Here is a 17350-nt window from a genome sequence, read left to right as displayed (position 1 = left end):
GAGGTGAATATATTATGAAAATATGGAAACGAATTTCGGATCAAGGAAGGTATTCTATACCGTTACAGCCGGTTTTGTGGATTGATGGTTCTAAAAAGGACACGGAAGCATCCGATGTAGCAGTCACATTGCAAATCCGTAGTATGTATAAAGAAAAATTTTCGTATGAGATGATCTATGATGTTAATGACATACTAATTATTCGACTTGAAGTTGAAAATAAAGGCGTTGAAATGATTTCGCGAGTAGTTGTAAGTCATATGATTCGTGATTATTTCGCGTATATCCCAAACTCTTTAAAAGCAGATAAGGGAATAAGTGAGTTTTTATTTCAGCTTGTAAGGTGGCGAATCGATAATTTATCACCGAATGAAAAGGTAGAATTAATTTGTCAAATAAAAGCAAATAAAGATAAAGCTCCTCCCAATTCATTATTTCAGGCTACATATACATTTCAATATAAAGGTGTATCATATGGACCGCTACAAACAAATGAAGTGGTTGTCAGAAAATGATAAGAAGGAACCTGTGCGAAAGGTTCCTTCTTTAATGAAGATTGTGCTTCTTGAGTAATTTCTTTTGTTCCACTCCCTTTTTTCCAATATAGTTATTTTTGTATCCAAAATATAGAATGAATAGAAATGAAATAACATTTACTATAGCGTCAATTTGATCGTTTGTAATGAAGTTTATTCCGAAAGAGTTAAATAGTAATTTTAATGATAATAAAAAGCCAGCTAGTAAGCGCATAATATCTAATAGATTTTCTTTTTGAGGCATATAGGTCACTCCTTCCTAAAAACGATATATAGTATATATATGAAATGAAATAGAAAAGGTATACAAGCTTAAGTAGAAATGTACATTAAATATGTACATTTTTTATTTTATAGAAAAACATTATTGTTATAGAAATATATATTGGTATAAAAGGGGGAGAGTATGAAACATAAAGGGAAAATTAGTGGATTATTACTTGGGAACACAGTTGCGGTTACAGAATGGATTGCACTTCAGGATGTAATTGCTAAGCTAGATTCGAGATCATTTTTAACCGTCTTTATTATTTATATATTGCAAATGATACTAAGCTATTATTTTGGACATTGGTACGATAAAAGAACGAATACGCGTGTAAATATTGAAGTAGGAGGAATGACGAATAACGATTTTGTCGTTGATTTTTTTGGAAAAGTAGCTGCTTTATCAGAAAGAGATTCTCGTAATATTACAGTGTATATTCTTTCCGTAAAAGAATGGGATGTATTAAAAGACACAGTGCAAGAAAAAAAGTTAGATGAGCTAGTCCAAAGAGTAGAACGTACAATTGTAAAGACAGTTCGAAAAGGCGATGTAGTTACGAGGTGGGATGAAAATAAATATGTTATCGTAGCTGTTGATAATGGCTATGAAAAGTCAACAATAACAAGTAGATTAATCAAAAATATTCAAAATGAAATAGCGAATGATTTATTAAGTGTCACACTATTATTTGGGGCTGCAAGTTATCCTATAGAAGGGAAAACTTTTGAAGATTTGTTTAGAAAGGCACAAAATCAATTGTATAATTATAGAAACTTGCAAAGTCATGAATGAAACTTTGATTTGAAGAAGTATGATATAAAGATTTTTTTGTAACATTTTTTTGTCTTTTGTTACAAGAAAACTTTTTTTTGTAACAAAAGTCTTTAAAAATATATGAAATCAGCATATAATTGTGTGTGGATGTGTCAATGCATTTTGCACAATGTTTTCAGTTTAAAAGTGTAGAGGAAAACATGCTCTACACTTTTCCTTTTTAAGAAATTAAAAGAATCTTTGTAAGAGTTGCGAGGTCCCCTTTGCACTATGTAAAATGGACAAAGAGGTTATTTGATAGAAAGTGAGAAAGGGAATGATAGACGTGAGAGGTCAACGATCATCTTTTATCAGGTGAAACATTATAGTGTTTCTTGCAGTAGGTAAGATTAAGGTAAATACCTTTATGTTTTAAGACATTACATAATTTCAAGTGCGAAAATTGTACAAGCAGTATAAATAATTATTGATGATCTTCGTAAAAAAGATGCGAGCGTGAAATAGATAAAGAAGTTACATGTTTTTCATGGGATTTTTGGCACGATGGTCGTTTATTAATAGGAGGAAAAGATGTTGAAATATAATAAATTAGCAATTGTAACTGCATTATCAATGACTTTACTAGCTGGTTGTTTCGGCCCAAAACCAGAAGAGGAGCTATATGTTGCATTTGAAAATGCTGCCAAGCAAGAAAAAACAATGTTTGAAGATGCGAAAAAATTAGAGTCATTAGAGAAAGAGGGGCAAGTATTATATAATCAAATTGTCCAAGAAGGAAAAGATAATAATCAGGCTGTTAAGGATAAGCTTGATCAAGCGGTGAAAAATACAGCTGAGCGAGAAAAAGTTCTTATTAAAGAAAAAGAGGCGTTAAATAAAGCGCAAGAAGAAGTGAAGTCAGCTGATAAGTATGTGAAGAAAATTGAAGATAATAAATTAAAAGACCAGGCGGATAAAGTAAAGAGTACTTATGAGAAACGACATGATTCATTCCAAAAGATGTACGATAGCTATAATAAATCTTTAAAGCAAGAAAAAGAATTATATACAATGCTACAAGATAAAGGTACAAAATTAAAAGATATTAGCGAGAAAGTAAAGTTAGTAAACCAAGCATATAAAGATATTGAGACAGAAAAAGATAAGTTTAATGAATATACGAAATCATATAATACAGAAAAAGTTGCATTCTATAAACAAGCGAATATTAAAATTAAGGAAGATAAAAAATAAAACAGTTTGGCCTAATATGGGCCAAACTGTTTTATTTTTTTGTATAGGTACGGCTATACCATGGAACTGCTTCGCTTAATTTTTTTTCTTGTTTTAATGCTTCAGGACCAATATAATCTTGAAGTGTTTTTTTTGCTATTGTTAAAGATAAGGTTGTTTTCGGATTTCGATAGGAGGATTCAAGGTGACCAAGATGCGGTAGGGTGCGAAAATCATCTTTCGTAGGAGGGATATGGAAAAAATAATCACCTAAACGTATAAGAACATCGGATTGTTGTTGACTAAAACGTGGATTTCTAGAAAAATGTAATCCTTCTTTGATAGCCTTTTTTTCAGTAATTAAGCGTTCTAAAGCAGTCTTTTTTAACCAATATAAGTACTTAGGGTTAGTTGCAGCTTTAGCATGACGATTCACAACGAAAATAGATTGAGCTAGTCTATTAATAGAATGTTGATTATGTAATTGAGATTGGGGTTGTGAAGGTTTCATATTGAATCTCCTTTCAATTTTTCCTTATTATAGCATAAATAAAATGGGTTTTTATTATATGCAAAAAGTAATTGTATATATTTTCAATATTAAAGCAATATTGTTATAAAAAACAACTATTTTGTATAATAGTGATAGAATATGTTTCAGAAATTTGATAATGAAAGAGTGAGAAGTTTGAAAGAAATATTAAAACTACAATATGCCATTATAGACATTGGTTCTAATACAATGCGCTTAGTTATTTATGAAAAACAAAGCGGGGGTTTTTATAAAGAGATTGAAAATACGAAAGTGGTCGCTAGGTTAAGAAATTATTTAGTAAATGGTGTATTAAGTGAAGAAGGAATAGAAGTATTATTACAAACATTATTTCAATTTCAAGAAAGTACACGATTCCATAAGCTGCATCATGTACTTTGTGTTGCAACGGCAACAATTAGACAGGCTAAGAATCAAGAGGAAATTAAAAAACTTGTTGAAGGGCAAACAGATTTTACTCTTAGAGTTTTATCAGAATATGAAGAAGCACGTTACGGTTATTTAGCAGTTATGAATTCCACTTCATTTTCAGAAGGAATTACAGTTGATATTGGTGGGGGGAGTACAGAAGTTACATACTTTCGAAATAGAGAAATTTTAGAATACTATAGCTTTCCTTTTGGAGCACTTTCTTTAAAGCAACAATTTATTCAAGATGATATTCCTACTACAGAGGAGTTAGATGAGATTAGAAGGTATTTATGGTATCAATTCCGAACGCTACCATGGTTAATTGATAAAAAATTGCCTCTTATCGCAATTGGGGGTAGTGCGAGGAACATGGCGAAAATCCACCAAAATTTAATTTGTTATCCTATAGCTGGATTACACTTATACAAAATGAAAGAAGACGATATTAAAAATGTAAAAGATGAATTAAAACAATTATCATTCATAGACCTTCAAAAATTAGAAGGGTTAGCAAAAGATCGAGCAGACACAATTATCCCAGCGGTCGAAGTATTTCATATGCTTGTTAACGTTATAGAGGCATCGGCTTTTGTATTGAGTAAAAAAGGATTAAGAGAAGGTGTTTTCTATGAAGAATTAACGAAAGATTTGGGGATCTCATATTATCCGAACGTAGTAGAAGAGAGTTTACATTTATTGTCATATGAATACGAATTAGACATGGGATTTGTCATTCAACTTATTAAACAAGGAACATTAATCTGCAAACAACTTGAAGGAGCTGGACTCATTTCTATGTCAGCGAAAGACTGGAGAATATTCCATCAAGCAGCGAAAGTATTTAATATTGGAAAATATATAGATGAAGAAGCGAGCCGCTTACATACATTTTACTTACTAGCGAACAAAACAATTGATGGTATGATGCATAAAGATCGAGTTAGATTAGCGCTTATAGCTTCTTATAAATCAAAAATGTTATTTAAACAACATTTGGCACTGTTTGAAGGATGGTTTGATAAAAGTGAACAAAAGAAAATTCGATTATTAGGGGCTGTATTACAATTTTCGGCTGCTTTAAATATACGACAAAGATCGCTTGTTGAAACAATATATATAACGGAAAGTAAAGAAGGTTTAACATTCAGGATTTTATGTGAAGAATCGGCATTGGCGGAAAAAGTTCAAGCGGAAAAACAAAAAAAACAACTTGAAAGAGTATTAAAAACGAATATTAACTTAGTATTCGAATTGAAATGTTAGGTTGTACGGATGTCTTTACAAAAAATTAACACTTTGGAATATTGTAATTTGATAAAATAAAAGTAATTAAATTATATTAAAAAAGTTTCAAAGGGAAGTGTGAAGCGAATGGAATTACTAAAGGGGAATTTAGTAAATTTAAATGATACAGCGTATTATAATAATCGTGAATTAAGCTGGCTAGCATTTAATGAACGTGTACTACAAGAAGCGCAAGATGAAAATAATCCACTATTAGAAAGACTAAAGTTTATTAGTATTTTTAGTTCGAATTTAGATGAATTTTTTATGGTGCGCGTAGCAGGTTTGAAAGATCAAGTAAGTGCGGGATTTAATCAGCCAGAAAATAAAGCAGGTTTAACACCAAAGAAACAGTTAAATAAGATTGCGATAAAATCGCATGAGTTGATGACTGTGCAGTATGAAACGTTTAAAAATTATGTATTGCCAGCGCTTGAACTAGAGGGGATTGAGCGTTTAACATTCCATGATTTGACGAAAGAGCAAAGGGAATTTATCGAGGAGTATTTTGATGAACAAATATTTCCGGTTTTAACCCCTGTATCTATTGATGCGTATCGTCCATTTCCAATGTTATTAAATAAAAGTTTGAATTTAGCTACTATTTTATATGATGAGCAACAGGCTGAGGAAGAAAATCGTACGAAGTTAGGAATTGTACAAGTGCCTTCATTACTGGAGCGTTTCATATTTTTACCGAGTGAAGGGCAAAAACATAAATTTATTTTATTAGAAGATGTAATTAGTGGTTTTACTCATAAACTATTCACAGGATATAACGTATCACCTGTTACTCGTTTCCGTATTACACGTAATGCGGATTTAACGATCCATGAAGAAGGTGCACGCGATTTATTAAAAGTAATTGAAAAAGAATTGAAAAAGCGTAAGTGGGGAGCTGCCGTTCGTTTAGAAGTTGGTAAAGAACACATTGATGAAAGAGTGTTAGCGTTATTGTATGATGTGTTAGAAGTAAAAGATGAAGATGTGTACATGATGGATGGACCGTTAGATTTAACATGTTTATTCTCCTTATATAAAAAATTAGCGCCTTTATATGAACATCTAGTATATCCGGCTCTTATTCCTCAACCTCCTCAAGATTTAGGTGATGAGGAAGATGTATTTGAAAAAGCGATAGAACATGATATTTTATTACACCATCCCTTTGAGTCGTTTCAGCCAGTCGTTGATTTTGTCCGTGATGCGGCAGATGACTCGAATGTACTTGCGATCAAACAAACATTATATCGTGTAAGTGGAGATTCTCCAATAATTCAGGCGCTGAAGGTAGCAGCTGAAAAAGGAAAACAAGTGACGGTATTGGTTGAGTTAAAGGCAAGGTTTGATGAAGAGAATAATGTTCATTGGGCTAAAGAATTGGAACAGGCCGGATGTCACGTTATTTACGGAGTAAGTCACTTGAAAACGCATAGTAAAATTACGTTAGTTGTAAGAAGAAGAAACGGAAAAATTGAAAGGTTTGTACATCTTGGAACCGGAAATTATAATGATGCAACAGCGAAGTTGTATACCGATTTTGGATATATTACATCGCGAAAAGACTTTGGTGTAGATGCAACAAATTTCTTTAATTATTTGAGTGGTTATACAAAAAAACCGCATTTTCATCATTTATCTGTTGCTCCGTTTGATATAAGAGAGCAGTTTATGGAGTTAATAGATGAGGAAATCCGTTATCATAGACAATATGGAAATGGATATATTATCGCTAAAATGAATTCGTTAACAGATAAACCGTTAATAAAAAAAATGTATGAAGCATCACAAGCTGGGGTAAGGGTAGAGCTCATCGTTAGAGGGACATGTTGTTTAAGACCTGGGATTCCGAATGTAAGTGAAAATATTCGTGTAGTTAGTGTTGTTGGAAGATATTTAGAACATAGTCGTATTTATTATTTCCATCATAATGGAGATGAAAAAATATATTTATCTTCAGCTGATTTGATGACGCGAAATATGGAAAAACGAGTAGAAATATCTTTCCCAATTTTAGATATTGAAATGAAAGCGAGAATAAAGGCAATTTTACAGCTGGTTTTAGCTGATAATGTGAAAACACGTGAACAAAATAAAGATGGTGACTATTATTATATAATTAATAGTAGTATAGAAGAAATTGATAGCCAAGTGAATTTATTTAAGATGGCGTATCAAAATACAGACGCTGAATAGTGTGAAAAAAGTAAAAACCTCTTATTGAATTTAAGAGGTTTTTACTTTTTTTCTCTACTCATATATTCTCAAAATGGAAGGATGAGTAGAGAGAATAGTTTTTATTATAGGCGTGTGATGAGTCGGTTCGTTGAGAGAAAAACGTTAGAAGAATGGTTGGTTTAAATTAATAATAGTATGGTTGTTGACAAGGCCCTCCGTAACAAGGAAAAGGTGCTGGTGGTGGGAAAGGCGGTGGATAAGGCGGATAAAACGGTCTAGGCCCGAAAGCTAATGCTCCGCCTAGCAATCCTCCAGCAATTCCAGCTAGAAATGGAACACCGAAAAATGGAAAGAAGCGTGAGTCGCCTGCTGGGCCAAAAGGTGCTGAACGAACTGGGATCGGTTGATAATATGGATACATGAACAAACCTCCTTTACTGGACTCATTTTTATCATATGGTGGACCAAGCGTGGATGAGCGCGTACAAGGAAGGATATGTAAGGAAATAGGCGAATTGTTACGAATGTTGTAGGATGAAGAGTGTAATTTCAGGTTTTGACATAAAGCGGAATGGGACACGTGTTCTTCCAATACCTCGATTGACATAGAGAGTCAAACCTTGAATGCTATAGAAACCTTCAATGTATTCTTTTGCAAGCGACGGGGTAATAATAGCACCTAAAAAAGGAATTTGTACTTGTCCGCCATGGCTATGACCAGAAAGTTGAAGATTGATTGGATATGTAGCGATTTGTGGCGCGATATCTGGTTCGTGAACGAGAACAATTGTATAAATATTTTGTTTTGCATGTTGTAAAGTTTCCGCTATTTTTGGTTTACCCAGTAGCATATCATCGAGTCCGAAAATAGAAATTTCACTATTATCCAGTAAACGAATTCGCTTTTCGCTATTTTGCAAAAGTTCAAATCCAGATTCGCGCATGATGTGATCATAGTATTCAGTTCCATATCCGCCATGGTCGTGGTTACCATAAATAGAAAATTTACCGAAGGGTGCCTGTATATTCTTTAAAATGGATGCAACAAAAGAAGCCTCGGTATATGTTTGGTAATCATCAATGAGATCACCAGTAAAAAGGACAATATCTGGCTTTTCAGCATTAATCTTGGAAACGATTTGAGATAAATGTTGGAGAGAGAAATAGTATCCTAGATGTAAATCGCTAAATTGAAGGATCTTCATACCATGAAAACCTTTTGGTATGAGCGGTGATTTAAGTGTGTGTTGCGTAAAAGAAAGCAAATAGGGCTCTATATATTTAGCATAATAATAGCCGATACTTGCGGTTATAAATGAATATAGACAAGTGCGTATTCCAGATTTCAAAAAATTTCTTCTTGTAATTTTCTTCATATACAGGTTACTCAAATCTCCCTTCAGTTTTTTAAAATATATTTTAAATACTAAAAAGGTAGTATAGATTACGAAAAAAATGAACGAAAAGAAACCCCTTTACGTTAAAATATCAGAAAAATTGAAAAATATAAAGATTTCTATCAAATAAAGTGATAAAATGAATGTGTATTCATTTTTTTGGAGGGGATGTATGTGAAAGAGAAGGTAGTTATTATAACAGGTGGATCAAGTGGAATGGGAAAAGGGATGGCGATTCGTTTTGCGAAAGAAGGGGCACGTGTTGTTATTACAGGGCGTACAAAAGAAAAGCTAGAAGAAGCAAAGTTAGAAATTGAACAGTTTCCAGGGCAAGTATTATCTGTACAAATGGATGTACGAAATACTGATGATATTCAAAAAATGATTGAACATATTGATGAGAAGTTTGGAAGAATTGATATTTTAATAAATAATGCAGCTGGAAACTTTATTTGTCCAGCAGAGGACTTATCTGTGAATGGCTGGAATTCGGTAATTAATATTGTATTAAATGGTACATTTTATTGTAGTCAGGCTATTGGGAAATATTGGATTGAAAAAGGTATAAAAGGAAATATTATTAACATGGTGGCAACATATGCATGGGATGCAGGCCCAGGGGTTATCCATTCGGCAGCAGCTAAAGCTGGTGTATTAGCGATGACAAAAACTCTTGCTGTTGAGTGGGGACGTAAATATGGAATACGAGTTAACGCTATCGCACCAGGACCAATTGAACGTACAGGTGGTGCCGATAAATTATGGATTTCAGAAGAAATGGCTAAGCGTACATTGCAAAGTGTTCCACTTGGTAGAATGGGTACACCAGAAGAAATTGCGGGTCTAGCTTATTATTTATGTTCAGATGAAGCTGCATACATAAATGGAACTTGTATGACAATGGATGGTGGCCAGCATTTGCATCAATATCCATTTTAAAAGGGATGAAAAAACGAATGATGTATTCATTTCTTTGTGGTAAAATATGACGAAATTGTGACACTTAAAAGAAATGTGTTTACAAGAGGGGATATATACGTTATATTTAAGACCTCTTTTTTCTTCATAGTAGAATTGCTAATTCCCCTTAGCATTTTACCCCTCTAATCCCTTCAGGAAAACTGAAGGGATTTTTTATTATTTTTCCGTAAATATCGTGTTATAATTTTTGAAAAGTAAAGGGAGGGAAGCACGTTGATAGATGCATTAGATGTAATGAGTAACTTGGATAAAGTCCTTCCTTATTATCAAGCTATTTTTAGTGCTGATGAGCATACAGTAATTGGATATGAAGTTGTAGGACGTATTCAAACAGAAGAGGGCATACAAAGTTTAGCATTTTTCTTCCATGATGATTCTATTCCGAGTGAGTTCCAACTTGAAGCGGATAACATCATCGTAGAAAAAGCGTTAAATAGGTATTTAGAAACGGATCAAAAATTATTATTATTTATACATCGGAATGCTAATGTATTAATGAATGATGAAGATGAAAGTTTACTTCAACTTTTGCTGATGTATGAAGAACAAGGTTTGAACTTACAACGCATTGTTCTGGAAATAACAGAACATGAATGTAAAGAAGATATAGAACAATTTAATCATTTACTCATGTATTATCGTACATATGGTATTCAAATTTCGATTAATAAAGTCGGAACGGGTACAAGTAATTTAGAGCGTATTAGCGTGTTAGCACCGGATATTTTAAAAGTAGATTTAACAAATTTAAGGCAAACTGCACTTTTACAATCTTATCAAGATATTTTATATTCCTTATCTTTACTTGCTAGAAGAATTGGTGCGACATTGTTATATGAAGAAATTGWTGCTTTTTATCAACTACAATATGCTTGGAAAAACGGTGGTAGATATTATCAAGGTAATTATTTGAAAGAATGTTTACCTGATTTTATTGAAACGAATGTTTTAAAAGAGCGACTTGGTAATGAATGTCATCAATTTATTCTGCATGAGAAGAAGAAGTTGCAAAAAATTTATAATTTAACAGAGATGTTACGTGATCGAATTGGTGATGTTCTGTCAAAACAAAAAAAGAATGAAGATATAAATGATTGGTTATTACAATTTAGCCAAAGCATATCACAATATAGTTTTCGGATATTTATTTGTAATGAAGATGGTTTTCAACAATCGGGTAATGTTATGAAAAAAGATGGTGGATGGATCATTATGCCAGAGTATTATATGAAGAACTGGAGCTGGCGCCCGTATTTTCTAGAAAATATAATGAAAATGCGTTTTGAGAATAAGGCAAGACTTTCAGATTTATATGCTGATATCGAAACTGGTGAAATGGTACGAACATTTTCATTCCCGATTGATGATGAAAACTTTTTATTTATAGATTTATCGTACGAATATTTATATGAAGAAGATGTTTTATTTTAATGCACGAAGAGATTCGTGTATTTTTTTGTTTGTTTTTATCATAAATTGGTAATAGTGAAAATGATGATGAAAATGCTGTCTATCGTTGTAAAGATTTTACGAACGAAATCATCCCTTTCTTTGCATAATCATTGTTACAATGAATACTACAAAGACAAGCTCTTTTAAAAGGAAGGTGAAAAAATGAAGAAATATGGAATATGGTTTGTTCTATTTATATGTGTTGCCTTTCTAGTTGGCTATAGTGTCACAACTGTTTTAGGAAAAGAAGAAGTGAAGGTGGATCGGAAAGAAGTGTTTACAACGATACAAAAAGGTTATGAGACGCAATTTTCAATCCGCGGGAAGCAAATACCTATGAATAAGATGATAGAGACGTTATCACCATATTTTACAAATAATTTCCTTCAAGTTTTTACAGATGAAAACAGTAGAAATGAAAAACAAAGTGGTGAATATTTACTTCCAGCAAAAGAAGCTCCGTTTTCTTTTAATTCAGAAACAAAAATGTCTTATGATGAAGAACATAAAAATTTATATGTCTATGAGCGGACAAAGAGTGGACAATATCAAATTGTGACATTGCAAAAGGATAATGGAAAATGGAAATTAGCAGGGTATCATGAAAGTCAGGAACTGTTGACTGAAATAAAAAGGTTACAACAATTATGAGAATAGGAATAGGTGTCGCCTATTCCTATTCTATACCGAGTAGCTGTTGTAATTTTTCAATTTGAAAACCTGCCACAACTTCTTCGTCAATTACAACTGTTGGAGTTGAATAGGATTCATAGTCATATAAAAGACGATTGCGTGCAGCAGCGTCTTTTTTTATGTCAAATTCTTCATATACAACGTTATTATGTTTTAAAAATTCTTTTACAATGGTACAAGGTGGACAATCAGGTTGTGTATAAACCTCAATTTTTTTCATTGTAATTCCTCCCTTTTTCTGTTGTTTATTATATTCTGCCAGTATAAAAAGCGCAATAAAGAAGTAAAAAGATGCTCTTTCATCTTTTTACTTCTTATTTCGACAAATTTTAGTTGAGTTTCTTGCCAAGAACCTTTATCCTAGATTGTGGAACGTTTTTTCTGTTATGACGGATAGAATGAGTATAGCTGTAAAACCTATTGGTAGGAAGATCAGAGAAAGGAGAGATTTCATGTCTCTACTCCAAGGAATTTTAACTCGACTTGTTAGTCTACAAGAACAAGCTGAAAGCGGTGAAGTAGCACAACGCTATTTTGAAGTGAACGGTGAGCGCAAATGTAGCGTGAAATTTTTCGATAAAAGTGAAATGTATGAGTTAGAAGTGTATCAACAAGGTGAAAAACCTCAAGTGTATCAATTCGATAACATCGATATGGTTGCAATTGAGATTTACGATATCATTTCTTGATACATATAAAAAAGGTACTGCCAAATGGCGGTACCTTTTTTAGTTATATTAATTAATGGGCTATATAGGTAGTAGAAGTTGTAATTTAAGTCACGATTAAATAAAAGAGTTTTTACAAATGTATATGTATAGGAATTTTTTATTTTTCCTACAATGATAGTAAATATTAATAGGAGGTGCAAAGGATGGAACGCTTACCGATTGTTATTTGTCCTAATTGTCACAGTCATGCTGAAATTAATCACGTATTAACCGCCCAGTCTAATCAAAATGTAATTTATACATGTAGGTTTTGTAATTATGTAATTCGAAATATTGAAACGAATAAAGGGTAGTAAGTTATAATTTTTGTTTTTGTCCCATACAATGAGAATACGAAAAGTCTGTCTAATTGAAAGGACGTGACTATGTGGACGGTGAGTATACATTTTATAATGTTTCAGAGAGACATTTGAATTTTGATATGGTATTTAACCGTATTTGTAGTTTCATTGAAAAGGATCCGCGAAATTTATATCGATTATCTATTGGGACAGACTCACAAGCGCATCAAAAGGATACGAGGTTTATTACAGCGATACATATTCATCGTGTTGGAAAAGGAGCATGGGGATGTTTGCATCATAAATCAGTGAAAAATAAGCCAGCAACGTTGCGAGAGAAAATATATTTAGAAACACAGTTTAGTCAAGAAATCGCCTATCTATTTACTCCCAATCATATACAAGCGATATGGGATTTATTGCACCCATACGCTCAAGATGGAGCAGGATTCATAATGGAAATTCATTTAGATATCGGGAATGATGGTTTAACAAAAGAATTTATTTTAGATATGACGATGAAAATTCAAGCAATGGGATTAACAGCAAAAATTAAACCAGATGCTTATGCGGCATTTAGTTACGCAAACAGATATACAAAATAATGTGAAATGATGTCTATATATTCGCAGTCGTTAAGTGTTTCTAACAAAAACTGAATATTACATCTGTTAAATAGACTGAAAAATTTATATAATGAGAGTGATGATGCGAGTGCAAGGAGAGGAGCATATGGAAAAGGAATTTGTTTTAACAAGAGAAGAAGAAAATTTATTGTTGGATATTCTGTTTCAGCAAAATTACGCGAGCGAAATTTTAGCGGTGGAGCTTACAGACATTGAGAATGGTTTAAAACAGACAGATGTGACGCAATATAAAAAAATCACAAGATTGTTTTACCGATTAAAAAATAAAGGGTATTAAGCACTACCGGAATGGTAGTCTTTTTTTTATGTTATATGCTAAAATAGTTATGTATTTTTATTTTTATTAGAAGAATGTCAGGACAAAATAATAATATGAAAACGCTATCATAAAATGTGAATAGGATCGGAGAATATTAGCAGGAAAAAGGGAAAATGGGGGATGTAACATGATTAGTATTCCGAAAGACGAGTTTCAACAAATTCTTGTGAAGGATTTAATGATTTCATCAGATAAAGTAGCACATGTACAAATAGGGAATGGTCTAGAACATGCTTTACTCGTTCTTGTGAAATCTGGATATTCGGCGATTCCTGTTTTAGACCCTATGTATAAACTACATGGGTTAATTAGTACTGCTATGATTTTAGATGGTATTTTAGGATTAGAGCGCATTGAGTTTGAAAGGCTTGAGAATATGAAAGTGGAACAAGTGATGAAGGAAGAGATTCCAGTTCTTATGTTAGAAGATTCTTTTGCAAAAGCTTTAGAAATGACAATTGATCATCCTTTTATTTGCGCTGTCAATGAAGAAGGTTACTTCGAGGGTATTTTAACACGGCGGGCTATTTTAAAATTGTTGAATAAAAAAGTGAGACAGCATAATCGATAACGTAGGGAAAGTGACTTCACAGAAAAGGCGAAGTCACTTTTTTTCGTGCATATCAGTTGTGTATGTATTATATTTAAAAAGACATAAAGCATAAGAAAAGTTTGAACTAACAAACCGTTCTAATGTATAAAAGTATGCAATTAAATTAAGGATGAAATGCTTATTAAAATTAGGTGTATGGAAGCTAAGGAAAGAGGGAGAAAGTTGCAAATTGATGATTTTCAAATGATGGTTGTGTTAGCTCAGGAATCAAATATGAGAAAAGCGGCGGAACGTTTATTTGTTTCCCAACCTGCGCTTAGTCAACGATTACAATCTATGGAGAAACAATGGGGAATGAAATTTTTTATTCGTTCACAAAAAGGATTAACAATTACACCTGAAGGGGAAAAAGTTGCAAATTATGCAAAAGAAATGTTACAACGGGAAGAGGGTATTAAAAGTGAACTGGCTCTTTTTAGAACCGAAACATACGGTACGTTAAAAATAGCTGTTGCATCAGTCATTGGGCAATATTGGCTTCCACCTGTTTTGAAAAAATTTGTGCATAAGTATCCTTCTGTGAAGATATCTCTGTTTACTGGCTGGAGTAGTGAAGTGCAAAAGCAATTTTATGAAGGAGACGTTCATGTTGCTATACTGAGAGGATCACAAGAATACAAAGGGCAGAAACAACAATTATTTGAAGATGAATTATATTTAGTCGATAAAGAAATAAAAGATATTTCGATGTTAAAAGAGACAAATAGACCATTTATTCAATTTAAAAGTGATTCGACCTACTATGGACAAATACAAAATTGGTGGTATGGATTATTTTCAAATCCACCTAAGCGAACGATTGTAGTTGACCAAATTGAAACGTGCAAACAGCTTGTTTTAAATGGAATAGGTTATGCTCTTTTACCTTCGACTGTTTTAAAAGAAGTGCAGGAAAATATGTATAAAACACCTGTTCAATTAACGAGAGAAACATGGTTATTGACGAGTGACTCGGCAAGGCAGTTGAAGCAAGTACAAGCATTTTTAGAAATTATAGAAGAAATTCAAATGGAAAAATAAGATTATTGTCTTGCTACTGGCTCTATCGTTTGGTAGAGTAACATTATAAATGGATTTAGGAGGCAACAAGAATGAAAATGATGGACGCTAACGAAATTATTTCGTTTATTCAAAACAGTGAAAAGAAAACTCCTGTAAAGGTATACATAAAAGGGGATCTAAAAGAGGTAACATTCCCTGAAACAGTACAAGCATTTGTAAATAAAAAATCTGGTGTATTATTCGGAGAATGGTCTGAAATTAAGACAATTCTTGATGAAAATAACAAGCACATTGTTGACTATGTAGTTGAGAATGACCGTCGTAATTCTGCAATTCCAATGCTTGATTTAAAAGGTATTAAAGCTCGTATTGAGCCAGGCGCGATTATTCGTGACCATGTAGAAATTGGTGACAACGCTGTTATCATGATGAATGCAACAATTAACATCGGTGCTGTAATTGGTGAAGGTACTATGATCGACATGAATGCAGTGCTTGGTGGACGTGCAACAGTTGGTAAGAACTGTCACGTAGGTGCAGGTGCTGTACTTGCCGGTGTTATTGAGCCACCTTCTGCAAAACCAGTTATCGTTGAAGATGATGTTGTAATTGGTGCAAATGTAGTTGTTCTAGAAGGCGTTACAGTAGGTAAAGGTGCAGTTGTAGCAGCAGGAGCTGTTGTAACAGAAGATGTGCCTCCATATACAGTTGTTGCGGGGACTCCGGCACGTGTAATTAAAGAAATTGATGAGAAGACAAAAGCAAAAACTGAAATTAAACAAGAGCTTCGTCAATTAAACCCAGAGAAATAAAAAATAAAAAGCGTAAGAGCATGAATGTGCTCTTACGCTTTTTATAGATAGAGGTGCAAAAATGACAGTAAGCAAATTTGTCCAAGTTCGTAGAGATTTACATAAAATTCCGGAGATCGGATTTAAAGAGTGGAAAACACAACAGTATATTTTAGATTATATAGGAACGCTTCCTAATGAATATTTGGAAGTGAAAACATGGAAAACAGGTGTAATTGTTAAAGTAAATGGAAAAAATCCAGAAAAAATAATAGGTTATCGTGCAGATATAGACGGTCTACCAATTACAGAGGAAACTGGATATGAATTCTCTTCTGTCCATGAAGGAATGATGCATGCATGTGGACATGATTTGCATGCAACAATCGGTTTAGGACTTCTAACAGCGGCTGTAAGCGAAAGAATAGATGATGATCTTGTGTTTATATTCCAACCAGCTGAAGAAGGTCCAGGTGGTGCACTTCCTATGTTAGAAAGCGATGAGTTAAAAGAATGGAAGCCGAATATGATTCTTGGACTTCATATTGCGCCTGAATACTCTGTGGGAACAATTGCGACAAAAGAAGGTTTATTATTTGCGAATACATCAGAGCTATACGTTGATTTAAAAGGAAAAGGTGGACATGCTGCATATCCGCATACAGCAAATGATATGATTGTTGCAGCGAGTCATCTCGTTACACAACTTCAATCAGTTATTAGTCGTAATGTGAACCCTCTTGACAGTGCGGTAATTACAATTGGGAAAATTACAGGTGGTACAGTTCAAAACATTATCGCAGAAAAGTCTCGTTTAGAAGGAACAATTCGAACGCTATCAGTGGAATCAATGAAACGTGTTAAAAGCCGAATTGAGGCAATTGTTGCGGGAATAGAAGCTTCTTTTCAATGTGAAGCTGTTATTGACTACGGAGCGATGTATCATCAAGTGTATAACCATGAGGAGCTAACGAGAGAGTTTATGCAATTTACACGTGAACAAACGACTATGGACGTAATTACGTGTACGGAGGCAATGACAGGTGAAGACTTTGGTTATATGCTTCGAGAGATACCTGGATTTATGTTTTGGCTTGGAGTAAATTCAGAATATGGTTTACATCATGCGAAATTAAAACCAGACGAAGAGGTTATTGAGAAAGCAATTGTATTTTTAAATCAATATGTGAAGTGGAAGGGAAATAGAAAGTGAACTTACTCGCTAAT

The 17350-nt window shown here is 33.2% G+C and carries 21 protein-coding genes; 16 read left to right on the top strand and 5 right to left on the bottom strand.

The annotated features are described in order from the left end of the window. Positions 1-14: 14 nt before the first annotated feature. Entirely contained in the window at positions 15-515 is a 501-nt protein-coding gene (locus tag AC1DKZ_RS01725; RefSeq protein WP_002033821.1) for a hypothetical protein, read from the top strand. Between the two features lie 31 nt (positions 516-546). Here AC1DKZ_RS01725 and AC1DKZ_RS01720 read toward each other — a convergent pair whose 3' ends face one another. Beyond that, positions 547-780 carry a phage holin gene (locus AC1DKZ_RS01720; protein WP_002014824.1) on the bottom strand — a complete coding sequence of 78 codons (234 nt, stop codon included), beginning with the start codon at positions 778-780 and terminating at the stop codon, positions 547-549. A 162-nt stretch (positions 781-942) separates the two neighbouring features. On the opposite strand from AC1DKZ_RS01720, the gene AC1DKZ_RS01715 reads away from it, so the two are divergent. Next, a complete protein-coding gene (locus AC1DKZ_RS01715; protein WP_002033822.1) occupies positions 943-1596 on the top strand; it encodes a diguanylate cyclase domain-containing protein in 654 nt (217 codons plus the stop codon). 552 nt (positions 1597-2148) lie between these two features. Further along, positions 2149-2811 (top strand): YkyA family protein, encoded by a 663-nt coding sequence (locus tag AC1DKZ_RS01710; RefSeq protein WP_427283659.1) that lies wholly within the window; start codon positions 2149-2151, stop codon positions 2809-2811. Positions 2812-2842: 31 nt separating this feature from the next. Here the strand turns inward: AC1DKZ_RS01710 and AC1DKZ_RS01705 are convergent, their stop codons facing one another. Beyond that, entirely contained in the window at positions 2843-3301 is a 459-nt protein-coding gene (locus AC1DKZ_RS01705; protein ID WP_002066920.1) for a YkyB family protein, read from the bottom strand. A gap of 141 nt (positions 3302-3442) precedes the next feature. Between AC1DKZ_RS01705 and ppx the strand changes: the two genes are divergently transcribed. Together ppx and AC1DKZ_RS01695 are read left to right on the top strand one after the other, a co-directional pair. Further along, positions 3443-5017, top strand: coding sequence for an exopolyphosphatase (gene ppx / locus AC1DKZ_RS01700; RefSeq protein ID WP_476995576.1), 1575 nt, complete (start codon positions 3443-3445; stop codon positions 5015-5017). A gap of 108 nt (positions 5018-5125) precedes the next feature. Further along, positions 5126-7234 (top strand): polyphosphate kinase, encoded by a 2109-nt coding sequence (locus tag AC1DKZ_RS01695; RefSeq protein ID WP_002014829.1) that lies wholly within the window; start codon positions 5126-5128, stop codon positions 7232-7234. Positions 7235-7400: 166 nt separating this feature from the next. On the opposite strand, the gene AC1DKZ_RS01690 is transcribed toward AC1DKZ_RS01695, so the two are convergent. Then, entirely contained in the window at positions 7401-7637 is a 237-nt protein-coding gene (locus tag AC1DKZ_RS01690) for a hypothetical protein (RefSeq protein WP_002014830.1), read from the bottom strand. A 97-nt stretch (positions 7638-7734) separates the two neighbouring features. Continuing rightward, entirely contained in the window at positions 7735-8592 is an 858-nt protein-coding gene (locus AC1DKZ_RS01685; protein WP_476995575.1) for a metallophosphoesterase, read from the bottom strand. A gap of 195 nt (positions 8593-8787) precedes the next feature. Between AC1DKZ_RS01685 and fadH the strand changes: the two genes are divergently transcribed. From fadH to AC1DKZ_RS01670, 3 genes are all read left to right on the top strand, one after another. Beyond that, entirely contained in the window at positions 8788-9552 is a 765-nt protein-coding gene (gene fadH, locus AC1DKZ_RS01680) for a 2,4-dienoyl-CoA reductase (RefSeq protein WP_002128892.1), read from the top strand. A 255-nt stretch (positions 9553-9807) separates the two neighbouring features. Beyond that, positions 9808-11025 (top strand): EAL domain-containing protein, encoded by a 1218-nt coding sequence (locus tag AC1DKZ_RS01675; RefSeq protein WP_476995574.1) that lies wholly within the window; start codon positions 9808-9810, stop codon positions 11023-11025. Between the two features lie 183 nt (positions 11026-11208). Next, the gene (locus AC1DKZ_RS01670; RefSeq protein ID WP_002014834.1) at positions 11209-11697 is read left to right on the top strand and encodes a DUF3993 domain-containing protein; all 489 of its coding nucleotides are present in this window, start codon (positions 11209-11211) and stop codon (positions 11695-11697) included. A 25-nt stretch (positions 11698-11722) separates the two neighbouring features. Here AC1DKZ_RS01670 and AC1DKZ_RS01665 read toward each other — a convergent pair whose 3' ends face one another. Then, positions 11723-11959 (bottom strand): glutaredoxin domain-containing protein, encoded by a 237-nt coding sequence (locus AC1DKZ_RS01665; RefSeq protein ID WP_002014835.1) that lies wholly within the window; start codon positions 11957-11959, stop codon positions 11723-11725. Positions 11960-12191: 232 nt separating this feature from the next. Here AC1DKZ_RS01665 and AC1DKZ_RS01660 point away from each other — a divergent pair, with 232 nt between their 5' ends. The 8 genes from AC1DKZ_RS01660 to AC1DKZ_RS01625 all read left to right on the top strand — a co-directional run bounded on the left by AC1DKZ_RS01660 (position 12192) and on the right by AC1DKZ_RS01625 (position 17336). Beyond that, positions 12192-12428 carry a YkuJ family protein gene (locus AC1DKZ_RS01660; protein ID WP_000055151.1) on the top strand — a complete coding sequence of 79 codons (237 nt, stop codon included), beginning with the start codon at positions 12192-12194 and terminating at the stop codon, positions 12426-12428. 185 nt (positions 12429-12613) lie between these two features. Then, positions 12614-12763: a hypothetical protein gene (locus tag AC1DKZ_RS01655; protein ID WP_002033828.1), complete on the top strand. Its 150-nt coding sequence runs from the start codon at positions 12614-12616 to the stop codon at positions 12761-12763. A 74-nt stretch (positions 12764-12837) separates the two neighbouring features. Continuing rightward, positions 12838-13356: a ribonuclease H-like YkuK family protein gene (locus AC1DKZ_RS01650; protein WP_002088343.1), complete on the top strand. Its 519-nt coding sequence runs from the start codon at positions 12838-12840 to the stop codon at positions 13354-13356. Positions 13357-13483: 127 nt separating this feature from the next. Further along, on the top strand, positions 13484-13675 hold the full coding sequence (gene abbA, locus AC1DKZ_RS01645) for an antirepressor AbbA (RefSeq protein ID WP_002145987.1): 192 nt from the start codon (positions 13484-13486) through the stop codon (positions 13673-13675). A 169-nt stretch (positions 13676-13844) separates the two neighbouring features. Next, a complete protein-coding gene (gene cbpB / locus AC1DKZ_RS01640; RefSeq protein WP_002066926.1) occupies positions 13845-14288 on the top strand; it encodes a cyclic-di-AMP-binding protein CbpB in 444 nt (147 codons plus the stop codon). 177 nt (positions 14289-14465) lie between these two features. Further along, complete coding sequence (locus tag AC1DKZ_RS01635; RefSeq protein ID WP_002014840.1) at positions 14466-15350, top strand: LysR family transcriptional regulator; 885 nt, start codon at positions 14466-14468, stop codon at positions 15348-15350. 71 nt (positions 15351-15421) lie between these two features. Further along, positions 15422-16144, top strand: coding sequence for a 2,3,4,5-tetrahydropyridine-2,6-dicarboxylate N-acetyltransferase (gene dapD, locus AC1DKZ_RS01630; protein ID WP_002014841.1), 723 nt, complete (start codon positions 15422-15424; stop codon positions 16142-16144). Between the two features lie 61 nt (positions 16145-16205). Then, a complete protein-coding gene (locus AC1DKZ_RS01625; protein WP_002033831.1) occupies positions 16206-17336 on the top strand; it encodes an N-acetyldiaminopimelate deacetylase in 1131 nt (376 codons plus the stop codon). The last annotated feature ends 14 nt before the right edge of the window (positions 17337-17350 follow it).

Source organism: Bacillus sp. 05T21, assembly GCF_056396785.1.
Note: the sequence above shows the minus strand (reverse complement) of the source record. Positions and strands in the feature narration are given on the sequence as shown.